The organism is Mitsuaria sp. BK041 (assembly GCF_014193085.1).
GTDB lineage: Bacteria > Pseudomonadota > Gammaproteobacteria > Burkholderiales > Burkholderiaceae_C > Roseateles.
This window is the reverse complement of the sequence record NZ_JACHYT010000001.1, coordinates 1,200,296-1,222,283: the sequence shown is the minus strand read 5'-3', so window position 1 is coordinate 1,222,283 and position 21,988 is coordinate 1,200,296. Positions and strand designations below refer to the sequence as shown.

At 70.2% G+C, this 21,988-nt stretch carries 17 protein-coding genes; 11 read left to right on the top strand and 6 right to left on the bottom strand.

Features of this window, described 5'->3' with window-relative positions; all coding sequences use genetic code 11:
* Positions 1-165 precede the first annotated feature (165 nt).
* From FHT38_RS05300 to FHT38_RS05270, 7 genes are all read left to right on the top strand, one after another.
* A complete protein-coding gene (locus FHT38_RS05300) occupies positions 166-1,596 on the top strand; it encodes a sensor histidine kinase (protein ID WP_255488743.1) in 1,431 nt (476 codons plus the stop codon).
* A 16-nt stretch (positions 1,597-1,612) separates the two neighbouring features.
* A complete protein-coding gene (locus FHT38_RS05295; protein WP_183490474.1) occupies positions 1,613-2,044 on the top strand; it encodes an RNA-binding S4 domain-containing protein in 432 nt (143 codons plus the stop codon).
* Positions 2,045-2,355: 311 nt separating this feature from the next.
* Positions 2,356-2,898 (top strand): nucleotide exchange factor GrpE, encoded by a 543-nt coding sequence (gene grpE / locus FHT38_RS05290; RefSeq protein WP_183478561.1) that lies wholly within the window; start codon positions 2,356-2,358, stop codon positions 2,896-2,898.
* Positions 2,899-3,044: 146 nt separating this feature from the next.
* Positions 3,045-5,021, top strand: a complete 1,977-nt coding sequence (gene dnaK / locus FHT38_RS05285; protein ID WP_183490471.1) for a molecular chaperone DnaK — start codon at positions 3,045-3,047, stop codon at positions 5,019-5,021.
* 116 nt (positions 5,022-5,137) lie between these two features.
* Positions 5,138-6,283, top strand: a complete 1,146-nt coding sequence (gene dnaJ, locus FHT38_RS05280; RefSeq protein WP_091723150.1) for a molecular chaperone DnaJ — start codon at positions 5,138-5,140, stop codon at positions 6,281-6,283.
* Positions 6,284-6,494: 211 nt separating this feature from the next.
* On the top strand, positions 6,495-8,123 hold the full coding sequence (locus tag FHT38_RS05275; RefSeq protein WP_183490469.1) for a response regulator: 1,629 nt from the start codon (positions 6,495-6,497) through the stop codon (positions 8,121-8,123).
* Between the two features lie 177 nt (positions 8,124-8,300).
* Complete coding sequence (locus FHT38_RS05270; protein WP_183490467.1) at positions 8,301-9,929, top strand: phosphoethanolamine transferase; 1,629 nt, start codon at positions 8,301-8,303, stop codon at positions 9,927-9,929.
* Between the two features lie 46 nt (positions 9,930-9,975).
* On the opposite strand, the gene FHT38_RS05265 is transcribed toward FHT38_RS05270, so the two are convergent.
* Positions 9,976-11,094, bottom strand: a complete 1,119-nt coding sequence (locus FHT38_RS05265) for a PA0069 family radical SAM protein (protein WP_183478558.1) — start codon at positions 11,092-11,094, stop codon at positions 9,976-9,978.
* Between the two features lie 75 nt (positions 11,095-11,169).
* Between FHT38_RS05265 and FHT38_RS05260 the strand changes: the two genes are divergently transcribed.
* From FHT38_RS05260 to FHT38_RS05245, 4 genes are all read left to right on the top strand, one after another.
* A complete protein-coding gene (locus FHT38_RS05260; RefSeq protein ID WP_183490465.1) occupies positions 11,170-12,855 on the top strand; it encodes a UDP-N-acetylglucosamine-peptide N-acetylglucosaminyltransferase in 1,686 nt (561 codons plus the stop codon).
* A 214-nt stretch (positions 12,856-13,069) separates the two neighbouring features.
* Positions 13,070-13,735 (top strand): response regulator, encoded by a 666-nt coding sequence (locus FHT38_RS05255; protein ID WP_091725057.1) that lies wholly within the window; start codon positions 13,070-13,072, stop codon positions 13,733-13,735.
* Positions 13,732-15,189 (top strand): HAMP domain-containing sensor histidine kinase, encoded by a 1,458-nt coding sequence (locus tag FHT38_RS05250; protein WP_183490463.1) that lies wholly within the window; start codon positions 13,732-13,734, stop codon positions 15,187-15,189. The genes FHT38_RS05255 and FHT38_RS05250 overlap by 4 nt, the downstream gene beginning before the upstream one ends.
* Before the next feature lie 142 nt (positions 15,190-15,331).
* Positions 15,332-17,428, top strand: coding sequence for a glycoside hydrolase family 2 protein (locus FHT38_RS05245; RefSeq protein ID WP_183490461.1), 2,097 nt, complete (start codon positions 15,332-15,334; stop codon positions 17,426-17,428).
* A 77-nt stretch (positions 17,429-17,505) separates the two neighbouring features.
* Here FHT38_RS05245 and FHT38_RS05240 read toward each other — a convergent pair whose 3' ends face one another.
* The 5 genes from FHT38_RS05240 to priB all read right to left on the bottom strand — a co-directional run bounded on the left by FHT38_RS05240 (position 17,506) and on the right by priB (position 21,939).
* A complete protein-coding gene (locus FHT38_RS05240; protein ID WP_183490459.1) occupies positions 17,506-19,068 on the bottom strand; it encodes an alpha-L-fucosidase in 1,563 nt (520 codons plus the stop codon).
* A gap of 144 nt (positions 19,069-19,212) precedes the next feature.
* Positions 19,213-20,634 carry a replicative DNA helicase gene (gene dnaB, locus FHT38_RS05235; RefSeq protein WP_091723049.1) on the bottom strand — a complete coding sequence of 474 codons (1,422 nt, stop codon included), beginning with the start codon at positions 20,632-20,634 and terminating at the stop codon, positions 19,213-19,215.
* A 200-nt stretch (positions 20,635-20,834) separates the two neighbouring features.
* The gene (gene rplI, locus FHT38_RS05230; RefSeq protein ID WP_183490457.1) at positions 20,835-21,287 is read right to left on the bottom strand and encodes a 50S ribosomal protein L9; all 453 of its coding nucleotides are present in this window, start codon (positions 21,285-21,287) and stop codon (positions 20,835-20,837) included.
* Between the two features lie 12 nt (positions 21,288-21,299).
* Entirely contained in the window at positions 21,300-21,590 is a 291-nt protein-coding gene (gene rpsR, locus FHT38_RS05225) for a 30S ribosomal protein S18 (protein WP_067062534.1), read from the bottom strand.
* Positions 21,591-21,654: 64 nt separating this feature from the next.
* Positions 21,655-21,939: a primosomal replication protein N gene (gene priB, locus FHT38_RS05220; RefSeq protein WP_091723040.1), complete on the bottom strand. Its 285-nt coding sequence runs from the start codon at positions 21,937-21,939 to the stop codon at positions 21,655-21,657.
* Positions 21,940-21,988 lie beyond the last annotated feature (49 nt).

Sequence of the window (21,988 nt, the reverse complement as noted above, 5' to 3'; positions counted from 1 at the left end):
AGCGACGCGGCGGGCGCGCGCGGCATCGAGGGCACGGGCAGCGCGACGGCCGGGCGCGGCGCGGCGGGCATGGGCGGCCTCGACGACAACGGCCGCGCGGGCGGCGAGACCCGGCCCCCGGCAACCCGATCGTGGACGCGACGACGCGGACGCGGGCTGAGCTCGATGCGCAGCCGGCTGCTGCTGGGCATCCTGGTGCCGGTGGGGCTGCTGATCGGCGCCAACGCGCACCGGCTCTACCAGGACGCGCGGCGCGCCATCGACACCGCCTACGACCGCACGCTGCTGGCCTCGGCCAAGACCATCGGCGAGCAGCTCGACGTGCAGGGCACGCCCGAGGCGCCACGGCTCGTCTCCGAGGTGCCCTACGCGGCGCTCGAGGCCTTCGAGGCGGACAACCGCAGCCGCATGTTCTATCGCGTCACCGGCTTCCAGGGCGAATGGGTGTCGGGCTTCGACGACCTGCCCGCCTGGCACGGCAGGCTGCCCGACCGCGGCGCCTACGCGGCGCTGGTCGATTTCTACGACGACGTCTACCAGGGCGAGCCGGTGCGCATCGCGGTGCTGAAGCAGCCGGTGGCGGGCGCGGCCGGCCTGGGCGTGGCCACGATCCAGGTCGCCGAGACGCTGGAGATCCGCCGCACGCTGGCGCGCCAGGTGCTGGTCTCGACGCTGTGGCGGCAGGCGGCGCTGCTGGCGGTGATCGCGATCGTGGTGTGGGGCGTGGTGCTCTTCGCGACGCGGCCGGTGCGGGCGCTCAGCCGCACGATCGCCGCGCGCGCCGACGACGACGTCGATCCCATCCCGATGCCGGGCGTGCCGGCGGAACTCGCGCCGCTGGTGGCCGCGATCAACGAGGCCTGGCACCGCCAGGCCGGGCTGCTGGCGCACCAGAAGCGCTTCGTGCGCGACACCTCGCACCAGCTGCGCACGCCGCTGGCGGTGCTCAAGGCGCAGGTGCAGTCGGCCCGGCGCGGCGACGTGCCGGCGGCGCAGGCGATCGACGAGATCGGCGCGACCGTCGACGGCGCGACCGCGCTGGCCAACCAGATGCTGGCGCTGGCCAAGGTCGAGCAGCTGCGCCAGCAGGGCGATCCGCCGCGGCTGGACCTGGCGGCGACGGTGCGCGAGGTGGCGCTGGACCTGGCCCCGCTGATCGCCGACGCCGAACTGGACTTCGAGCTGTCCACCGAGCCCGCGCCGGTGCGCGGCCATGCCTGGGCGCTGCGCGAGCTCGCCCGCAACCTGCTGCACAACGCGCTGCGGCACTGCCCGCGCGGCGGCCGATTGGCGGTCGCGGTGACGCTGCGCGGTCGCGAGGCCGACGGCAGCGGCGCGACGGCCGGCGTCGTCGAGCTGCGCATCGGCGACAGCGGGCCCGGCATCCCGGCGTCGCTGCGGGCCAAGCTCGGCCAGCCCTTCGCGGCCGGGCCCAATGGCGGCTCGGGACTGGGGCTGGCGATCTGCCGGGAGATCGTCGGCTCGCTGGGCGGCACGCTGGCGCTGGACAACCGCGAGCGCGACGGGGTCATCGAGGGCCTGGACGCCGTGGTGCGGCTGCCGGCGGCAGCATCGACCGACGCCGGTCCGGCGTAGGACAATCCGTCCCCTGATGCCTGCCTCCCACCGTTCCTCCTCCGAGCTGACCAGCCTGCGCCTGGACAAGTGGCTCTGGGCCACCCGCTTCTACAAGACCCGCTCGATCGCCGTCGAGGAGATCGGCAAGGGCCGCGTGACCGTCAACGGCCAGGCGGTGAAGGCCTCGCGCGAACTGCGGCCCGGCGACATGGTGCAGCTGCGCCAGGGCGTGGTGGCGCGCGAGGTCAAGGTGCTTGGTCTCAGCAGCGTCCGCGGTCCGGCGCCGGTCGCCCAGACGCTGTACGAGGAGACGCCGGACAGCATCGCCGCCCGCGAGCGCGCGGCCGAGGCGCGCCGCCTGGCCCCCGAGCCGGCCGACACCATCGTCCAGGGCCGCCCGACCAAGCACGATCGCCGCAAGCTGGCCGAGTGGGACGACCGCTGGAGCGCCAGCATCGACGAATGACCGCCGGTCCCCTCCCCCGAAGTCCCCGGTCGCAAAACCGTGAAAGGACGACAGGGGTTGGGGACGGCATGGCTTGGGGTTTCGGCGCTGGCCGCCGGGGCCCCAAGCCATGGCGGCCAACGCCCCGACCTCCGCAGTAAGAAGCGCCGCTAGCAGGCCCCCGGCTTGCCCGCGCACCGATGCCAAAATCCCCCTCTTGAAGTTCCGGCCATGGGCCCCAGATGCGGCGGGTCGCCCGACGCAGACTGGCTCCCACCGACGCCGGTCCCCTTCCGAAGAGAAGTCGGGCTCCGCTTTGGGGCCATCCAACCATGACGACTGACAACCAACAACCCGACCCGACGCTGGACGAACTGACCCAGCAAGCCGCCGCCGCGGCCGCCGCCTCGGTGCCCGAGACGCTGGAGGCCAAGCTCGCCGACACCGAACGCCGCCTGGCCGAGATGTCCGACGCCTATCTGCGCGCCAAGGCCGAAGTCGAGAACACCCGCCGCCGCGGCGAGGAAGACACGGCCAAGGCCCGCAAGTTCGCGGTCGAGGGCTTCGCCGACGCGATGCTGCCGGTGGTGGACAGCCTGACCGCCGCCATCGCCCGCCCGGACGCCAGCGTCGAGCAGGTGCTCGAGGGCGTGCACGCCACGCTGCGCCAGCTGCAGTCCGCGCTGGAGCGCAACAAGGTGCTGGAGATCAATCCGGCCGCCGGCACGAAGTTCGACCCCCACCAGCACCAGGCGATCTCGATGGTCCCGGCGGAGCAGGATCCCAACACGGTCGTGACCGTGCTGCAGAAGGGCTTCCTGATCGCCGACCGCGTGCTGCGCCCGGCGCTGGTCACCGTGTCCGCCCCCAAGTAAGCACAGCGAAAAATCGATCGGGGCCCTTGAACCCGGCGAAGTTATCCACAGATCAGCAGCATCCCGGAACGTTGTTTCAGCCGCTCGCTCCACCGAGCCTCCCACGCTGACCGTTCCGCCAGTTTTTCCCTATTCAGGAGCACCACATGGCTAAGAAGAAGATCATCGGCATCGACCTGGGCACGACCAACTCGTGCGTGGCGGTGATGGAAGGCAACACCACCCGCGTCATCGAGAACGCGGAAGGCGCCCGCACCACCCCGTCGATCATTGCGTACCAGGAAGACGGCGAGGTGCTGGTCGGCGCCTCGGCCAAGCGCCAGGCGGTGACCAACCCGAAGAACACCCTGTACGCGGTCAAGCGCCTGATCGGCCGCAAGTTCTCGGAGAAGGAAGTCCAGAAGGACATCGACCTGATGCCCTACACCATCGCCGCGGCCGACAACGGCGACGCGTGGGTGGAAGTGCGCGGCAAGAAGCTGGCGCCGCCGCAGGTCTCCGCGGAAGTGCTGCGCAAGATGAAGAAGACCGCCGAGGACTACCTCGGCGAGGAAGTGACCGAGGCGGTCATCACCGTCCCGGCCTACTTCAACGACGCGCAGCGCCAGGCGACCAAGGACGCCGGCCGCATCGCCGGCCTGGACGTCAAGCGCATCATCAACGAGCCCACCGCCGCGGCGCTGGCCTTCGGCCTGGACAAGCACGGCGCGGGCGACCGCAAGATCGCGGTGTTCGACCTGGGCGGCGGCACCTTCGACATCTCGATCATCGAGATCGCCGACGTCGACGGCGAGAAGCAGTTCGAGGTGCTGTCCACCAACGGCGACACCTTCCTGGGCGGCGAGGACTTCGACCAGCGCATCATCGACTACATCATTGCCGAGTTCAAAAAGGAGCAAGGCGTCGACCTGACCAAGGACGTGCTGGCGCTGCAGCGCCTGAAGGAAGCGGCCGAGAAGGCCAAGATCGAGCTGTCCAACTCCTCGCAGACCGACGTCAACCTGCCCTACATCACGGCCGACGCCACCGGTCCGAAGCACCTGAACATCAAGCTGACCCGCGCCAAGCTGGAGTCGCTGGTGGACGAGCTGATCGAGCGCACCATCGCCCCCTGCCGCACCGCGATCAAGGACGCCGGCGTGTCGGTGAGCGAGATCGACGACGTCATCCTGGTCGGCGGCATGTCCCGCATGCCCAAGGTGCAGGAGAAGGTCAAGGAGTTCTTCGGCAAGGACCCGCGCAAGGACGTGAACCCCGATGAGGCGGTGGCCGTGGGCGCCGCGATCCAGGGCCAGGTCCTGGGCGGCGAGCGCACCGACGTGCTGCTGCTGGACGTCACCCCGCTGAGCCTGGGCATCGAGACCCTGGGCGGCGTGATGACCAAGATGATCAAGAAGAACACGACCATCCCGACCAAGTTCAGCCAGACCTTCTCGACCGCCGAGGACAGCCAGCCCGCGGTGACCATCAAGGTCTACCAGGGCGAGCGCGAGATGGCGCAGGCCAACAAGAGCCTGGGCGAGTTCAACCTGGAAGGCATCCCGCCGGCGCCGCGCGGCGTGCCGCAGATCGAGGTGAGCTTCGACATCGACGCCAACGGCATCCTGCACGTCGGCGCCAAGGACAAGGGCACCGGCAAGGAAAACAAGATCACCATCAAGGCGAACTCCGGCCTGTCCGAGGCCGAGATCGAGAAGATGGTGAAGGACGCCGAGGCCAACGCCGCCGAGGACAAGAAGAAGGTCGAGCTGGTGCAGGCCAAGAATCAGGCCGACGGCCTGGTGCACTCGGTGCAGAAGTCGCTGGCCGAGCATGGCGACAAGCTGGACGCCAGCGAGAAGGAAAAGATCGAGGCCGCGATCAAGGACCTGGAAGAAGCCATCAAGGGCGAGGACAAGGCCGACATCGACGCCAAGACCGAAGCGCTGATGACCTCCAGCCAGAAGCTGGGCGAGAAGATGTACGCCGACGCGCAGGCGGCCCAGGCCGCGGCCGGTGCCGCGGGCGCCGCGGGTGCGGCGGGTGCGGACCACGCCGAGGCGGCGGCCGCGCAGTCCTCGTCCAAGCCGGCCGACGACAACGTCGTGGACGCCGAGTTCAAGGAAGTCAAGGACTCGAAGTAAGCCGTGCGCGCCGACCCCGGTCGGCGCCGCGATCGGCAACCGCTGTCGCCTGACAGCCGCCGCGCGGGGCCGCCAGCCTCGCGCGGCGTTTTGGTTTGAGGCCCCCAGGAAGATCCATGGCAAAGCGTGACTATTACGAAGTCCTAGGCGTCGCGAAGAACGCCAGCGAAGACGACATCAAGAAGGCGTATCGCAAGCTGGCGATGAAGTACCACCCTGACCGCAATCAGGGCGAAGGTGCCAAGGACGCCGAGGACAAGTTCAAGGAGGCCAAGGAGGCCTACGAGATGCTGTCCGACGGCCAGAAGCGCGCGGCCTACGACCAGTACGGCCACGCGGGCGTGGACCCCAACCAGGGCTTCCGCGGCGGCCCGGGCGCGGAAGGCTTCGGCGGCTTCGCCGAGGCCTTCGGCGACATCTTTGGCGACCTGTTCGGTCAGCAGGGCGGCGGCCGGCGCCAGGGCGGCGGCCAGCAGGTCTATCGCGGCAGCGACCTGAGCTACGCGATGGAGATCACGCTGGAGGAAGCCGCGCGCGGCAAGGAGACGCAGATCCGCATCCCGTCCTGGGAAGGCTGCGACACCTGCCACGGCAGCGGCGCCAAGCCCGGCACCAGCGCCAAGACCTGCGGCTCCTGCGGCGGCAGCGGCACGGTGCACATGCGCCAGGGCTTCTTCAGCATCCAGCAGACCTGCCCGCACTGCCACGGCACCGGCAAGATCATTCCGGAGCCCTGCACCACCTGCAACGGCGCCGGCAAGATCAAGAAGACCAAGACGCTGGAAGTCAAGATCCCCGCTGGCATCAACGAAGGCATGCGCATCCGCTCCGCCGGCAACGGCGAGCCGGGCGTCAATGGCGGGCCGTCTGGAGATCTCTACATCGAGATCCGCATCAAGCAGCACGACATCTTCGAGCGCGACGGCGACGATCTGCATTGCACGATGCCGGTGTCGATGACGACCGCGGCGCTGGGCGGCTCGATCGAGGTGCCGACGCTGGGCGGCAAGGCCGAGATCGAACTGCCCGAGGGCACGCAGCACGGCAAGACCTTCCGCCTGCGCGGCAAGGGCATCAAGGGCGTGCGCTCGAGCTATCCGGGCGACCTGTACTGCCACATCAGCATCGAGACGCCGGTCAAGCTGACCGAGCACCAGCGCAAGCTGCTGAAGGAACTGGACAAGAGCCTGCGCGACGGCGGCGAGCGCCACTCGCCGAACGCGAAGAGCTGGACGGACCGCGTCAAGGACCTCTTCAAGTAAGCCACCAACAGCGGCGCGCAAGTTCACGCCCGGATTGGGAATTCAAGCCACGGCCCCCACGCAAACCCGGGGAGCCGGCGGCGATCGCCGGGCGGACAATCCGCCTCGTGGTTGACGACATTCGCACACATCGTTGGGGTGCTGCCGGCCCGCTCTCTTCGGAGGCGGGCTTTTTCACATGGGCGCCCGTCACGCCCGCGGGGCGGCGGCCATGACGCTCGCCAGCCCCTTGTCCAGCCCCCTGTCCAAGACACAGGCGCTGGTCATCGACGGCAACGCGACCTCGCGCAGCCTGATGACCGCCCAGCTGCGCGAACTCGGCGTCGGCCACGTGCGCCAGGCCACGCGGGTGCGCGACGCCCGCGTCATCCTCGAGACGCAGCCCTACGACATCGTCCTGTGCGACTACTACTTCGACGGCTCGGAGCTCTCCGGCCAGGACCTGCTCGATGAACTGCGGCGCGAGCAGCTGCTGCCCTACGCCACCGTCTTCGTCATGGTCACCGGCGAGGCCTCCTACGCGAAGGTCGCCGAGGCGGCCGAGGCGGCGCTCGATGCCTACCTCGTCAAGCCCTACACCAGCGCCGCGCTGGCCGACCGCCTGGCCAACGCGCGGCACCGCAAGCTGGAGCTGAAGGCGATCTTCGACGCCATCGACGCGCGCGACTTCGACCGCGCCGCCGACCTCTGCCTGGAGCGCTTCCAGCAGAAGGCGACCTACTGGCTCTATGCCGCGCGCATCGGCGCCGAACTGCTGCTGCGCCTGGAGCGCCACGCCGAGGCGCGCGAGCTGTACGAGGCGATCATCGCCGCGCGCACCGTGCCCTGGGCCCGGCTGGGCGTGGCGCGCACCGAGGTGGCCAGCGGCAACCTGAGCGCCGCGCGCCGCACGCTGGAGACGCTGATCGGCGACATGCCCGACCAGGCCGACAGCTACGACCTGATGGGCCGGGTGCAGATGGAGCAAGGCGAGATCGACGCCGCGCTCGCCACCTACCGCACCGCCGCGACGCTGACGCCGGGATGCCTGCTGCGCCAGCAGCATTGCGGCACGCTGGCCTTCTATGCCGGCCAGCGCGACGAGGCGCTCAAGATGCTGGAACGCAGCCTCGCGCAGGGGCTGCGCTCCAAGCTCTTCGACTGGCACAGCCTGGCCCTGCTCGCGCTGATGCGCTTCGACGCGAAGGACGGCAAGGGACTGAAGTACGCCGCCGACGCCCTGGCGCAGGGCATCGAACGCGCGCCGCGCGACGCCCGGCTGCAGCGCTTCGACCTGCTGCTGCAGGGGCTGCGGCTGCTGATGGAACGCCGGCTCGCCGATGCGCTGCAGCTGGCGCGCGACTTCGCGCGCCGCGCCGCGGACGAGGCCTTCGACCTGGAAGCCGCCTGCCTGCTGATCGCCCTGTGGGTGCGCATGGCGCGGCAGGACATCGAGCTCAGCGAGATGGACCTGCTGATGAGCCAGCTCGGGCTGCGCTTTTGCAGCTCCAAGTCGGCGACCGAGGTGATGCTCGCCATGGCCGAGGGCCACGAGCCCAGTTCGCGGCTGATGCGCGAGGCCAATGCCCGCGTCTTCGCGATCTCGGAAACCGCGATGCGCCAGGCGATGCGTGGCGACGCGCAGGCCGGGGTGCAGTTGCTGGTCGAGCAAGGCGGGCTGACGCTGAACGCCAAGCTGATCGACATGGCGGCGCTGGTGCTCAAGCGCTACCGCGACCGGATGAGCGATCCCAGCGCGCTGGCGCCTCGCATCGAGGACCTGCAACGCCGCTACGTGCAGGCCAGCGGCCAGGGGCTGAAGGCGGCCCGCGCCGCCGGCGGCATGGCCTTGCGGGGATGAAGGCCGGTCCGGTGGCCGCGCCGCGGCATGACGCAGGGCGAGGCTTCAGGAGATCTTCAGGTGGGACCACTACAAGGGCCGGTTTGATCATGCCGGCCTGACACAAGAAAGATGCCGTTTTCCGATTCCTCGACCTCGCGATCGCGCCAGGCCGGCGCCGCGCGCACACGTTCCCCGTTGACCCTGGCCTGGCTGGCTGCGCTCTGGATCGGCGTGCTCGGCAACTGGCCGCTGTGGCAGCGCATGAGCGGCATGCCCGACTACGCCGGCCCGTCGGGCCAGTTGTTCGTCGTCGTCTTCGCCGGCATCGTGGTCCTGGTGCTGGCGGCCTGCTTCAGCCTGCTGGCCTGGCGCGTGGCGGTGAAGCCGCTGCTCACGCTGATGCTGCTGCTGACCGCGCCGCTGGCCTACTTCATCGGCAGCTACGGCGTGGTCATCGACAGCGCGATGATCACCAACGCGCTGCAGACCGACGTGCGCGAGACCCGCGACCTGATGGGCTGGGGCCTGGCGGCGCATGTGGCGGTGATCGCGCTGCTGCCGCTGCTCTGGCTCTGGCGCCAGCGGCTGACCGACCGCCGCTGGTACCAGCGGCTCGGCTGGAACCTGGCCAGCGTCGCGCTGGCGCTGGCGCTGGGCGTGGGCCTGGCGGCGACCCGCACCGCGGAGCTGGCCTCGACCCTGCGCAACCACAAGGTGCTGACCAAGATGGTCAGCCCGATCAACGCGATCTGGGCCAGCGCCGCGCTGGTCGTCCAGAAACAGAAGAAACCCAAGGGCCCGCCGGAGATCGTCGCCGCGGACGCGACGCTGACGCCCCGGCCCGCCGGTGCGCGGCCGCCGCTGGTGCTGCTGGTGGTGGGCGAGACGGCGCGCTCGGAGAACTTCCAGCTCAACGGCTACGGCCGGCCGACCAACCCGGAGCTCTCCGGCAAGCCGGTGCTGAGCTACCGCGAGGTCGCGTCCTGCGGCACGTCGACGGCGGCGTCGCTGCCCTGCATGTTCTCGCAGCTCGGCCGCGAGGCGTATGTCGACCACCCGGGCAACCAGGAGACGCTGCTGGACGTGCTGCAGCGCGCGGGGCTGGCGGTGCTGTGGCTGGACAACCAGTCGGGCTGCAAGGGCATCTGCGACCGCGTGCCGAATGCGCAGGCCATCAATCCCGCCCGCGCCGACCATCCCCTGCCCGCCGGCCTGTGCCGCCCCGACGGCGAATGCCTGGACGAGGCGATGCTGCACGACCTGGACGCGCGCATCGCCGCGCTGGATCCGCAGCGCGTCGCGCGCGGCGTGGTGCTGGTGCTGCACCAGATGGGCAGCCATGGACCGGCGTATTACCTGCGCACACCGGCCGAGCGCAAGCCCTTCCAGCCGGAGTGCCGCAGCAACGCGCTGCAGCAGTGCCCGCTGGAGGAGGTGCGCAATGCGTACGACAACACGATCGCGTACACCGACCACGTGCTGGCCAAGGCGATCGACTGGCTGGGCACCCAGCAGTCGCGCTTCGATCCGAGCCTCCTGTATGTGTCGGACCACGGCGAGTCGCTGGGCGAGAACAACCTGTTCCTCCACGGCATGCCCTATGCGCTGGCGCCCAAGCAGCAGAAGCATGTGCCGCTGATCCTGTGGCTGCCGGCACAGACGCGCCAGTCGCAGCGCCTGGACGAGGCCTGCCTCACCCAGCGCCGCGACACGCCGATGTCCCACGACGGGCTGTACCACACGGTGCTGAGCCTGAGCGGCGTGCAGACCTCGGTCTACCGCAAGGACTGGGACTGGGTCGGCGCCTGCCGGCGCGGCGGCTGATCGACCGTCCGTCAGGCCCTCGAGCCCGTCAAGCCCCTCAGGCCCGTCAGAACAAGGACTGCTGCCCCTCCAGCTTCGAGGGGGGTCTGAACTCGCTGAAGTCGAACTGGTGCCGCTCGCGGCCCAGGCCCAGGCGCTGGGAGGCCTTGCGCAGCCGCTGCTGCAGCAGTTCGGCCCAGATCCCTTCGCCGGTGAAGCGCGTGCCGAAGCGCGGATCGTTGTCCTTGCCGCCGCGCATGTCGCGCAGCCGCGCCATGATGCGCGCGGCCTTGTCCGGCTGGTGCAGCCGCAGCCAGTCGTGGAACAGTGGCGCCACCTCCCAGGGCAGCCGCAGCGGGATGCTGAAGGCCTTGGTCGCGCCGGCCTCCGCGGCCGCCTCGAGGATGCGCTCCAGTTCGGGCTCGTTGAGGAAGGGGATCACCGGCGACACGCTCACCCCCACCGGCACGCCGGCCTCGGCCAGCGCCTTGATGGTCTGCAGCCGCCGCTGCGGCGAGGCGGCGCGGGGCTCCAGGATGCGCGACAGCGCCGGGTCCAGCGAGGTCACCGACAGGTAGACCGACACCTGCCGCTTGAGCGCCATCGGCACGATCAGGTCGAGGTCCCGCTCGATGCCGCTGGACTTGGTCACCACCGAGAACGGATGCCGCGCCTCGGTCAGCACCTCCACGACCGCGCGGGTGATGCGCAGCTTGCGCTCGATCGGCTGGTAGGCGTCGGTGGCCGTGCCCAGCACCAGCGGCGCCGGCTGGTAGGCGGGCGAGGCCAGCGCCTCGCGCAGCCGCTCGGCGGCGTTGACCTTCGCGATGATCCGGGTCTCGAAGTCCAGGCCCGGCGACAGGTTCAGGTAGCTGTGCGTCGGTCGCGCGAAGCAGTAGATGCAGCCATGCTCGCAGCCGCGGTAGGGATTGATCGAGAGATCGAAGCCGATGTCCGGCGACTGGTTGCCGCTGAGGATCTTGCGGGCCTGCTCCTCGATGATCTCGGTCCTGGGCGCGACATGCTCCTCCAGCGCCGTCTGGTCCAGCGTGCCCCAGCCGTCGTCGTACTGTTCGCGCTCGCGCGATTCGAAGCGGTGCGGCATGGCCCAGCCGCTGCCCCGGCCCTTCAGGGCATCGGCCTGGATGTACAGCGGCGGCCTGGCGATCTTGGTGTCTTGCGGCATACTGTAAATTTATACAGTAATCGGCCGGAATGCCAGTGCCCGTCGGCATCCTCGCGGCCGACATAATCGCCGCCCATGGATGCCCTCGAAGACCTGCTGCGCGCCGCCCTCCACGAGATGGGCCGCGGCCGCCACGCCGAGGCGGCGGCGCTGCTCGCGCCGCATGCCCACGTCGCGTCCAACCCGCTGCAGCGCTACCTGGGCGAGTCGCTGCGGCGCAGCGGCCAGGCGCAGGCGGCGATCGGGCCGCTGATGCAGGCGCTGGCGCTGAAGATCGACGACATCGACGCCTACCTGCAGCTCGCCTTCGCGCTGCAGACGCTGCAGATGAAGACCGAGGCGGCGGAGTGCTTCCGCACCGTGGCCGCGCTGCGTCCCGACAGCGTCATGGCGCAGGCCTACCAGGCCCATGGCGACCAGCAATGCGCGCGCTGGGACGACTTCGACGCCAACCTGCAGGCGCTGCACGCGGCGCTGCGCGCCAAGCCCGAGGCGGCGGACGACGAGTTCGGCGTGCCCTTCGCGCTGGCCGCCCTGCCCCACGCGCCGGCCGACCTGCTCAAGGTCGCGCGCCTGAGCACGCGTTTCCTGAGCCGCGGCATCGCGTCCCTGCCGCCGGCGCGGGCGGTCGACAAGCCGCGGCTACGCATCGGCTACCTGTCCGGCGACTTCCATGCCCACGCGACGGCGGCGCTGATGGTCGAGGTGCTGGAGTGCCGCGACCGCCCGGGCTTCGAGGTGCTGCTGTTCTCGCATGGACCGGACGACGGCTCGCCGCTGCAGCAGCGCGTGCGCGCCGCCTGCGACCGCTTCATCGACGTGGGCGCGCTCGACGCGGCCGGCATCGCCGCGCGCATGCGCGCCGAGGGCGTGGACATCGCGGTCGACCTCAAGGGCCACACGGCCGGCAGCCGCTTCACCGCGCTGGCCGCGCGGCCGGCGCCGGTGCAGGTCGCGTGGCTGGGTTTCCCGGGCACCTGCGGCGCGGACTACATCGACTACGTCATCGGCGACCCGATCGTGACGCCGCTGGCCGACGCGCCGTTCTACAGCGAGCGCATCGCGCAGCTGCCGCGCTGCTACCAGCCCGGCGACGCGACGCGCCGCATCGTGCCGACGCCGCGCGCCGCGCTGGGCCTGCCCGAGGACGCGATCGTGCTGCTGTCGGCGAACGTGGTGCACAAGGTCCTGCCGCCGATCTTCGAAGCCTGGATGGTGCTGCTGCATCGCCTGCCCTCGGCGCTGCTGTGGCAGCTCAGCGGCGGCGAGCAGGCGGATGCGCGGCTGCGCGAGGAAGCGGCGCGGCACGGCATCGCGCCCGAGCGCCTGGTGTTCATGCCGCCGGTGGACATGGCCGCGCACTGGAACCGCCTGGCCGCCGCGGACCTGGCGCTCGACACCTGGCCCTACAACGGCCACACGACGACCAGCGATGCGCTCGCGGCCGGCGTGCCGGTCGTGACGCTGCGCGGGGACGGCTTCGCGTCGCGCGTGGCGGAGAGCCTGCTCGCCGAGGCCGGCCTGCCGGAGCTGGTCTGCGAGTCGCTCGATGACTACGTGGAACGCGCCTGCGCGCTCGCGACCGGGCCCAAGCCGCCGATCCGGCCGTGGATCGATTCACGCGCCTTCGCGCGCGACCTGGAAGCGCTCTACCGGCGCATGTGGGCGCGCGCCGTGGCTGGCCTGCCGCCCGAGGCCCTGCCGGCCGTGTCCGTCCCGGTCGCGCCAGCCGGCGACGCCGCGGACGCTCGCAGACCGTAGCCGTAGCCGCAGCCTTTCGCCGTCACCATCTCGATCCGGCCTCGGTCGCGGAGGCTGTCTCGGTCTCGGCCATCGCCGTCACCGTCGTCGTCATCCACAAGCGCCGGTGACGTTGACCGGCGCCATGAAGCCGGGCTGTGGGCCACATGAAGAATCGATGAAGCGCCGCGCCGGCGGCGGCGCGGAGGCTTCGCGGACTGGTCCAATGCCGGCCATGAAGATTCTCCTGATCGAGGACGACCTCGACCTCGGCAATGGCGTGCGCATCGCGCTGACCGACCAGGGCATGGACGTCGTGTGGACCCGCCAGATCGCCGCCGCCTGGCACCAGCTGTCGCAGCAGCCCTGCGACCTGGTGCTGCTGGACCTGGGCCTGCCCGACGGCGACGGGCTGCAGCTGCTCGCGCGGCTGCGGCGCGAGCACGGGTCGCTGCCGGTGCTGATCCTGAGCGCGCGCGATGCGCTGCAGGACCGGCTCAACGGCCTGGATTCCGGCGCCGACGACTACCTGGTCAAGCCCTTCGAGCTGGCCGAGCTGCTGTCCCGCATCCGCGCGCTGGCGCGCCGCAGCTACGGCTTCGACGGCGAGTTGCTGTCGCTGCGTGGCCTGCAGCTGCACATGCCCACGCGCCGGGTCAGCGTCGAGGGCCAGCCGGTGGAGCTGACCGTCAGCGAATACGAGCTGCTGCGACTGCTGATGATGCGGGCCGGCCGCATCGTCACGCGGCGCACGCTGGAGGAGCAGGTGCTGCCCGGCGGCCCGGGCAACGCGAGCAACGCGCTGGACGTGCACATGGCCAACCTGCGCCGCAAGATCGGCGACGGCTGGGTGCGGACGGTGCGCGGCGTGGGCTACGTGATCGACCAGGAGACGCGATGACCGCGTCGTCCTTCCGCCTGCCCCCGCCGCCGGGGCTGCGGGCCGCCCTCGTCCTTGTCCTCGTCCGCGTGGGCCGGGGCCTGCGCGAGGCGATGCTCGCCGTGGTCCGTCCCAGCCTGGTGCGGCGCCTGCTGGTGGCCCAGCTGGCGCTGCTGATGCTGCTGTGGGTGCTGGGCATCGCCTATCTGCTGCACCAGGGCGGCCGCGCCTTCCTGCTGCTCCAGTCGAAGCAGATCTACCCGACCATCCTGGCGATCGCCGACGACACCGACAGCACGCCCGAGCGGCGCCGGCAGGCGCTGGACCTGCTGCACGCCTCCATCGTGGAGGAGTACGACACCTCGCCCGAGCGCCAGCCCGCCATCCTGGTCACGCGCGGGACGCAGGTGCTGTACCGGTCCCGCAACGCGCCGGAGATCCCGCCGCTGGACACCGGCGGCGCGCTCGTCACCGTGAGCACGCCCACGCAGCGGCTCCATGCGCGCACGGTCGCCGGGCCCCACGGACTGCGCGCGACGATGTTCGGCCCCAACGATGGCTGGAACCTGCTGCGCACCATCTACTCCGATGGCTTCTACCTGATGCCGCTGCTGGCCAGCCTGCCGCTGCTGGTGCTGCCCGCCTGGCTCTCGATCCGGCTGGCGATGCGTCCCTGGACGGCGGTCGCGCGCGAGGTCGCCCGGCGCGGGCCGCAGGAGCTCGCCCCGCTCGCCTATCGCGACGGCCATCGGGAACTGGCGCTGATGGTCGACGCGATCAACGGCTGGATGCGGCGCGTGGCCGAGAGCGCGCAGCGCGAGCGCAGCTTCATCGCGGACGCGGCCCATGAGCTGCGCACGCCGCTGGCCGCGATGCTGGTGAACGTGGAGGCGTTGCGCGCGGCGACGCACGACGAGCGCGAACGCCAGCTGATGACCGGCGTGCTGAGCAGCGGCCATCGCGCCACGCGCCTGGTGAACCAGCTGCTGACGCTGATGCGCAGCGATGCGGCCGCCGCCGAACCGGTGGTGCCGCTGGAGCTGGACCGGCTGCTGCAGGACCGGCTGGCGGCGCTCGAGGGCCTGGCGACGGCCCGCCGGGTCGAACTCGTCCTGAGCGCCGAAGCCGGCCTGCGCATCGCCGGCCAGCGCGGCGCGATGGAGTCGCTGGTCGACAACCTCGTCGAGAACGCGATCAAGTACGGCCCGCCGGGCGGCGAGGTGCGGGTGAGGCTGCGGCGCGAAGGCGGCCAGGCGCTGCTCGCGGTCGAGGACCAGGGGCCCGGCGTTCCGGCGGCGCTGCGCGAGCGCGTGTTCGACCGCTTCTTCCGCGATCCCGCGCAGCGCGAGCCGGGCAGCGGGCTGGGCCTGTCGATCGCGCGCTCGGTCGTGGCGGGCCATGGCGGCCGCATCGTGTTGGCCGAGGCGGCCGGCGGCCGCGGCCTGCGGGTCGAGGTGCGGCTGCCGCTGCTGTAGCGCGATGCGCAGCACGCCGCCACGGGCGTGTTTTCGCCAATGGCCACGACACGCGCTCGTCCTTACATTAGTTCGGTCGCCGCATTAACTTGCCTCGCAGCGTTCGAGGTGGCGCGCTTCCCAACTTCCGAGCCCGTTCACGATGCTTCGCTCCCTGCTTGCCTTGGCGCTTGCCCTGTCCGCTCTGCACGCGCAGGCCGCCCGCGTGACCACCGCGCTGGAGAGCGCCTGGCGCTTCCAGCGCGCCGACGTGGCGGGCGCCGAGGCGCCGGACTTCGACGATGCAGCTTGGTCCACCGTCGCTCTGCCGCACACCTACAACGTGCCCGATGGCGAGACCGGCGGCAGCCCCTACCGCGGCGCCGCCTGGTACCGCCGCGGCCTGGACATCGCGCCCGGCGGCGCGACGCGTCGCTTCCTCGAGTTCGACGCCGCGACGCTGGCCGCCGACGTGTGGGTCAACGGCCGCCACGCCGGTCGCCACGAGGGCGGTTATGCGCGCTTCCGCTTCGACATCACGGCGCTGCTGCGGCCGGGGCCCAACGTGGTCGCCGTGCGCGTCGACAACGGCAAGCTGCCGCACGTGGCGCCGCTGGCGGGCGACTTCACCGTCTTCGGCGGACTGATCCGGCCGGTGCGCCTCATCGAGACCCCGCAGGCCTACATCGAGTTGCTGGACCACGGCGGCCCCGGGGTGCGCGTGGACATCGAGCAACTGAGCGCCGAGCGGGCGCGCCTCCAGCTGCAGGTGCGGCTGCGCAACGACGGCGACCAGCCGGTCGAGCGCCAGCTGCGATTGACGCTGCGTGATGCCGCGGGGCGATCCGTGGCGCAGCAGTCGCAATCGCTGCGGCTCGCGCCCGGCGCGCCGATCACGGCGACGGCGACGTTCGAAGTGCGGCAGCCCCACCTGTGGCAGGGGATCGCCGACCCGTATCTCTACCGCCTCAGCGCCGAGCTGATGGACGCCCGCAGCGTGGCCGACACGGTGCAGCTGCCGGTGGGCCTGCGCCAGTTCGGCGTCGACCCGCAGCGCGGTTTCCTGCTCAACGGCAAGCCCTACCCGCTGCATGGCGTCAACTACTTCCACGCCGGCCGCCCCGGCCGCGGCGTGGCGGTGGGCCCCGCGGAGATCGACGAGGACCTGCGCCTCCTGATGGACCTGGGCCTCACCGGCCTGCGCCTGGTCCACTACCAGCACCCCGCCTACACCTACGAGCGGGCCGACCAGCTCGGCCTGGTGGTGTGGACCGAGATCCCGCTGAATGCCTTGATGGCGGAGACCGCCGCGTTCCGCGACAACATCCAGGCCCAGCTGCGGGAGCTGATCCGCCAGAACCGCCATCACGCCTCGGTCGCCGTCTGGGGCGTAGGCAACGAGGTCTACCGCAGCGACGAGCCCATCCGCGCCCTGCTGGCCGACCTGCACGCGCTGGCCAAGCAGGAGGATCCCTCGCGGCTGACCACCTATGCCCACTGCTGCGCGCCGGATGACCATCCGATGGCGCTGCAGACCGACTTGGCGTCCTACAACCGCTACTGGGGCTGGTACGACGGCGAGTTCAAGGACATCGGCCCCTGGGCCGACAAGCTGCACGCCCGCATGCCGGACAAGCCTATCGGCCTGGGCGAGTTCGGCGCGGGCGCCAGCGTCGTCCAGCAGGAGGACCCGCCGCGTCGTCCCGAGCCGGGCGGGCGCTGGCATCCGGAGCAGTACCAGGCGCTGTTCCACGAAACCTATGCGGCCGAGGTCGCCCGGCGGCCCTTCCTGTGGGGCAGCTTCATCTGGCTGGGCTTCGACCATGCCGCGGCGAACCGCCACGAGGGCGACACCACCGGTCGCAATGACAAGGGACTGGTCAGCTACGACCGGCGCCACCTGAAGGACGCCTATCACCTGATGCGCGCCTGGTGGAGCAGGCAGCCGGTGCTGCACCTGACCAGCAAGCGCCTCGTCCAACGGCCCACGGGCCTGGTCGACATCAAGGCCTACAGCAATGCGCGCCAGGCGACGCTGGAGGTCAATGGCAAGGGGATGGGCACGGTGGCGGTCGTGGACCGCATCGCCCGCTGGCCCGGCGTGAGGCTCGATGCGGGCCGCGCCGTGCTCAAGGTCACCGACGACCGGGGCAGCGCCGACGGCGTCGAGTGGGAGATCGGGAAGGCCGGAGAGACCGCAGAGACCGCAGAGACCGGAGAGACCGGAAAGACCGGAGAGGTGGGCGGCCCCGCCCGCTGAACGCGGCAAGCCGCCCAGGCCCCGGGACCGTCGCCGCGTTGTCGCGGGCGTGCCGGTGCCGGGGACTCCGTGGACGGTCAGGCGAAGGCGATGCGCAGCGCGCTGACATGCCGGCTGGGCAGGCGCTCCGGCACCTCGACCTGCAAGGCCTGGGCGGTCTGGCGGAAGCGCACCGGGCCCGCGCCCAGCAGCTCGACCCGACGGACCGGGCGGGACTCCTGCGCGTTGCCGCTGCGCAGCGACACGATGTTCACCTGGCCCTTGGGCTCGCCCAGCGTCAAGGCGTACAGCGCGCCGTCCCGGGTGGTGAAGCGCAGGTCCTGCGGCGTGTAGGCGGTGTCTTCCTTGAAGGCGCCGCCGGCGGCTTCGGTCGGGCCTTCGCCATGCACCTTCCACGGCCGCGTGCCGTGGATCGCCGGCGCGTTGACCGCCATCCACGCCGCCATCTCCGTCAACAGCCGGTCCGATTCGGGCGGGAGCGAGCCGTCGGCCCGCTGCACCACGTTGAGCAGCATGTTGCCGTTCTTGCTGACGATGTCGCACAGCATGGCCAGCACCTGCGCCGGCGTCTTGTAGCGATCGTGCTCGGAGAAGAACCAGTCGCCGTTGGAGGTGTCGGTCTGCCAGGGCAGCGCGTTGATGCCCTCGAGCACGCCGCGCTCGACGTCCTGCACGCCGATCTCGCGGATGAACTCGCCGGACCCCAGGGCCTTGTGGTTGTAGACGGCCTGCATCTCGCCATTGCGGCGCACCGAGGTGTTGAACAGGTGCGCGATCGCGGCGCGGCCCACGGCGCCGAACGGGATGCCGCCGTCCGAATACAGCAGGTCGGGCTGGTGGCTGTCGATCAGGTCGATGATGCGGCGGTACCAGATCTCGTGGAACTTCGGATTGGTCGTGTACCAGTCGCCGCCGCGGTTGAGGTAAGGCGTGTTGTGCGGCTCGTGGTAGAGGTCGGCGTTTTCCGGCTTGGCGCCGTCGTAGGCCACGCCGAGCTTGGGCCAGAACTGGTCGCACTGGTGGCTGGTCCACCACCAGTTGTGGCTGGCGCCCAGATGCTCGGATACGCCGAAGCGGAGCCCGCGCTTGCGCGCGGCGCGGGACCAGTCGCCCACCACGTCGCGCATGGGGCCGACCTGGGTGGCGTTCCAGCGGTGGTGCCGGGAGTTCCACAGGTCGAAGTTGTCGTGGTGCACGCCCATCGACACGAAGTACTTGGCGCCGGCGGCCACGTAGCGGTCCATCAGCGCCTCGGGCTCGAAGCGCTCGGCCTTCCACTGCTTGAGCAGGTCCTTGTAGCCGACCTCCGACGGATGGCCATAGGTCTTGACGTGATGGTCGTAATGCGGGTGGCCGGGCACGTACATGAAGCGGGCGTACCAGTCGCCCTGGCCGGGGACGGCCTGCGGCCCCCAATGCGACCAGATGCCGAGCTTGGCGTCGCGGAACCAGGTCGGCACCGTCGACGCGCGCAGGGAATCGACCGCAGCGGTGAACGGGCCTTGCGCCAGGGGCGGCGGCGTGTACGGCGCGGGCGCCGGGCGCTCGCTGCCCTGGGCCTGGGCCAGGCGGGCGACGCCCAATCCGGCGGCGGCCAGCAGCGGGGTGGCAATGAAAGCGCGTTTGCTCAGATCAGACACAGGGACTCCGGTAAATGTGGGGTTCCAAGACCGGCAGGCAAAAGCAATGCGCGAGCGGTCTTACCAGAGAATAACGATATTCATCCGGTCTTACCACATCTTTACGGATGCGATGCCCGGCCTGTGCCCGAGCGGGTGTGAGGATCAGTACTCGTCGCCTCCCGGGCTGACGTAGCCCGGCGCGAGGTTCTCGAACTTGGTGTTCTGCCGCGCGAAGGCCAGCTTTACCGTGCCCACCGGGCCGTTACGCTGCTTGGCGATGATGATCTCCGCGACGCCCGGCTCCTTGCACTCGTCCTTGGTGTAGTACTCGTCGCGGTAGATGAACATGATGATGTCGGCGTCCTGCTCGATGGCGCCCGACTCGCGCAGGTCGGACATCATCGGCCGCTTGTCCGGCCGCGTTTCCACCGAGCGGTTCAGCTGCGACAGCGCGATCACCGGGCAGCGAAGCTCCTTGGCCAGCGCCTTCAAGCCCCGCGAGATCTCGCCCACCACCGTCGCGCGGTTCTCCTCGGAACCGCCGCCGTTGCCGCTCATCAGCTGCAGGTAGTCGATGATGATCAGGCCGATCTGGCCCGAGATCCGCGCCTGGCGCCGCGCTCTGGCGCGCACTTCGCTGGGCGAGAGGCCGGGGCTTTCATCGATGTAGATCGGCGCGTTGCCGAGCTTGTCGACCGCCTCGGCCAGGCGGCCCCATTCATCGTCCTTCAGGCGGCCGGTGCGCAGGTTGCTCTGGTCGATGCGGCCGATCGAGCCGACCATCCGCAGCGCCAGCTGCGCCGCGCCCATTTCCATCGAATAGATGATGACCGGCAGGCCCTCGTTGATGGCCACCGCCTCGCCGATGTTGATCGCGAACGCGGTCTTGCCCATCGACGGCCGCGCCGCCAGGATGATCAGGTCGCCGCGCTGCAGGCCGGCCGTCATGCGGTCCAGGTCGTAGAAACCGGTGCGTACGCCGGTGACGTCCTCGGCGCCCTGCTCGGCCAGCTCGTTGACGCGGTCCATCAGCTCGACCATCAGCCGGTCCATGCTCTGGAAACCGGTGCCGCCGCGCGAGCCTTCCTCGTTGATGCGGAAGATCTTGCCTTCGGCCTCGTCCAGGATCTCGTTGACCGCGCGGCCGGCGGGATTCAGGGCGGCGGTGGCGATCTCGTCGGAGGTGGCCACCAGCTTGCGCAGGATCGCCCGCTCGCGAACGATCTCGGCATAACGGCGCAGGTTGGCGGCACTGGGCACGCCCTGCGCCAACGCATTCAGGTAGGCCAGGCCGCCGCACTCCTCGGCCTTGCCGACCGAGGTCAGCTCCTCGAACACGGTCACCACGTCCGCCGGCTTGCCGGCATTCACCAGCTTGCCGATCGCGGCGTAGATCTGCTTGTGCTCGTAGCGGTAGAAGTCGGTGTCGCTGAGCGTGTCCGCCGCCTTGTCCCAGGCGGTGTTGTCGATCAGCAGGCCGCCGAGCACGCTCTGCTCGGCCTCCACCGAGTTCGGCGGCACGCGCAATCGCGCGATTTCGCTGTCGCTGGCACCGGACCCGGGCGTGGTGAAGATCGCGGACATTGTGGACAAGCCTGTGGATGAGCTATTGATAGCGTGTGGGCCGGCTGTGGGTTTCGCCGCCTCGAAAAAGCAGAAAGCCGACGGCTTCGCAGCTGTCGGCTTTCTTTGGGCCTTCCTCCATCGTTGCAGCCCCTGGCGGCGCTGCAAAGCTGGGGAATGTCCGGTGGACGCGCAGAGCGCCCGCCGGATGTATCGAGCGATTACTCGACTTCGGCGACGACCTTCACCGTCACTTCCACCACCACGTCGGTGTGCGGAGCGACGGAGACGGGGAACTCGCCGACGGTCTTCAGCGGACCGTTGGGCAGGCGCACCTGCGACTTGACGATGGCCGTGCCGGCCTTGGTCAGCGCGTCGGCGATGTCGGCGTTGGTCACCGAACCGAACAGGCGACCGTCAACGCCGGCCTTCTGCGAGATGGTGACGGTGGTGCCGGCGATCTTCTCGCCCAGGGCTTGCGCGGCGGCCAGCTTCTCGGCGGCGACCTTTTCCAGTTCGGCGCGCTTGGCTTCGAATTCCTTGATCGCGGCTTCCGTGGCGCGGCGCGCTTGACGGGTCGGGATCAGGAAGTTGCGGGCGTAGCCGTCCTTGACCTTGACGACGTCGCCGAGGTTGCCCAGGTTGGCCACTTTTTCCAGCAGGATGACTTGCATGGGGTGGACTCCTTAGACCTTGTGCTGGTCGCTGTAGGGCAGCAGGGCCAGGTAGCGGGCGCGCTTGATGCACACCGACAGCTGACGCTGGAAGAACGCGCGCGTGCCGGTCAGGCGAGCGGGAACGATCTTGCCGTTTTCGCTGATGAAGTCGCGCAGGACGTCGACGTCCTTGTAGTCGATCTGCTCGACACCGGCGACGGTGAAGCGGCAGAAGCGCTTGCGCCGGAACAGCAGCGATTGTTGGTTGCGCTTGGGCTTGCGGTCCTTGGAGAACCGACCTTTACCACGTGGCGGGGGCATAGTGACCTCTTGATCTATCCAGATGTAAACGAATCGCGCGACGTGCCGCTCTCTTCAATCCTTGTCAGGCGTCCAGGCCGGTGATGTGAAACACCGTGCCTCGACCTTGCCGCTGGGCCGAGAGGAAGCCGGTGAACACCGTCTTCTCCGCCAGGTCCAGCGCCTGCACCCGCTTCACGATCTCGCCGATGGCCACCGCCTTGATCTCCAGCGCGATCTTGCGCGGAGCGCCGGCTTCGTCGGCCATGGACTCATGCTTGAGCATCAGGTCCAGGGCGGGGAGCCCGGCGGGGGTGTATCGGAGAGCCGCTTTCTCGAGGATCTGCGCCTGCAGCACCAGTCGGTTCATGCGTGCGCGGATCGGCGGGCAGGATTACGAGAACGTCAGGGAGTCGCGC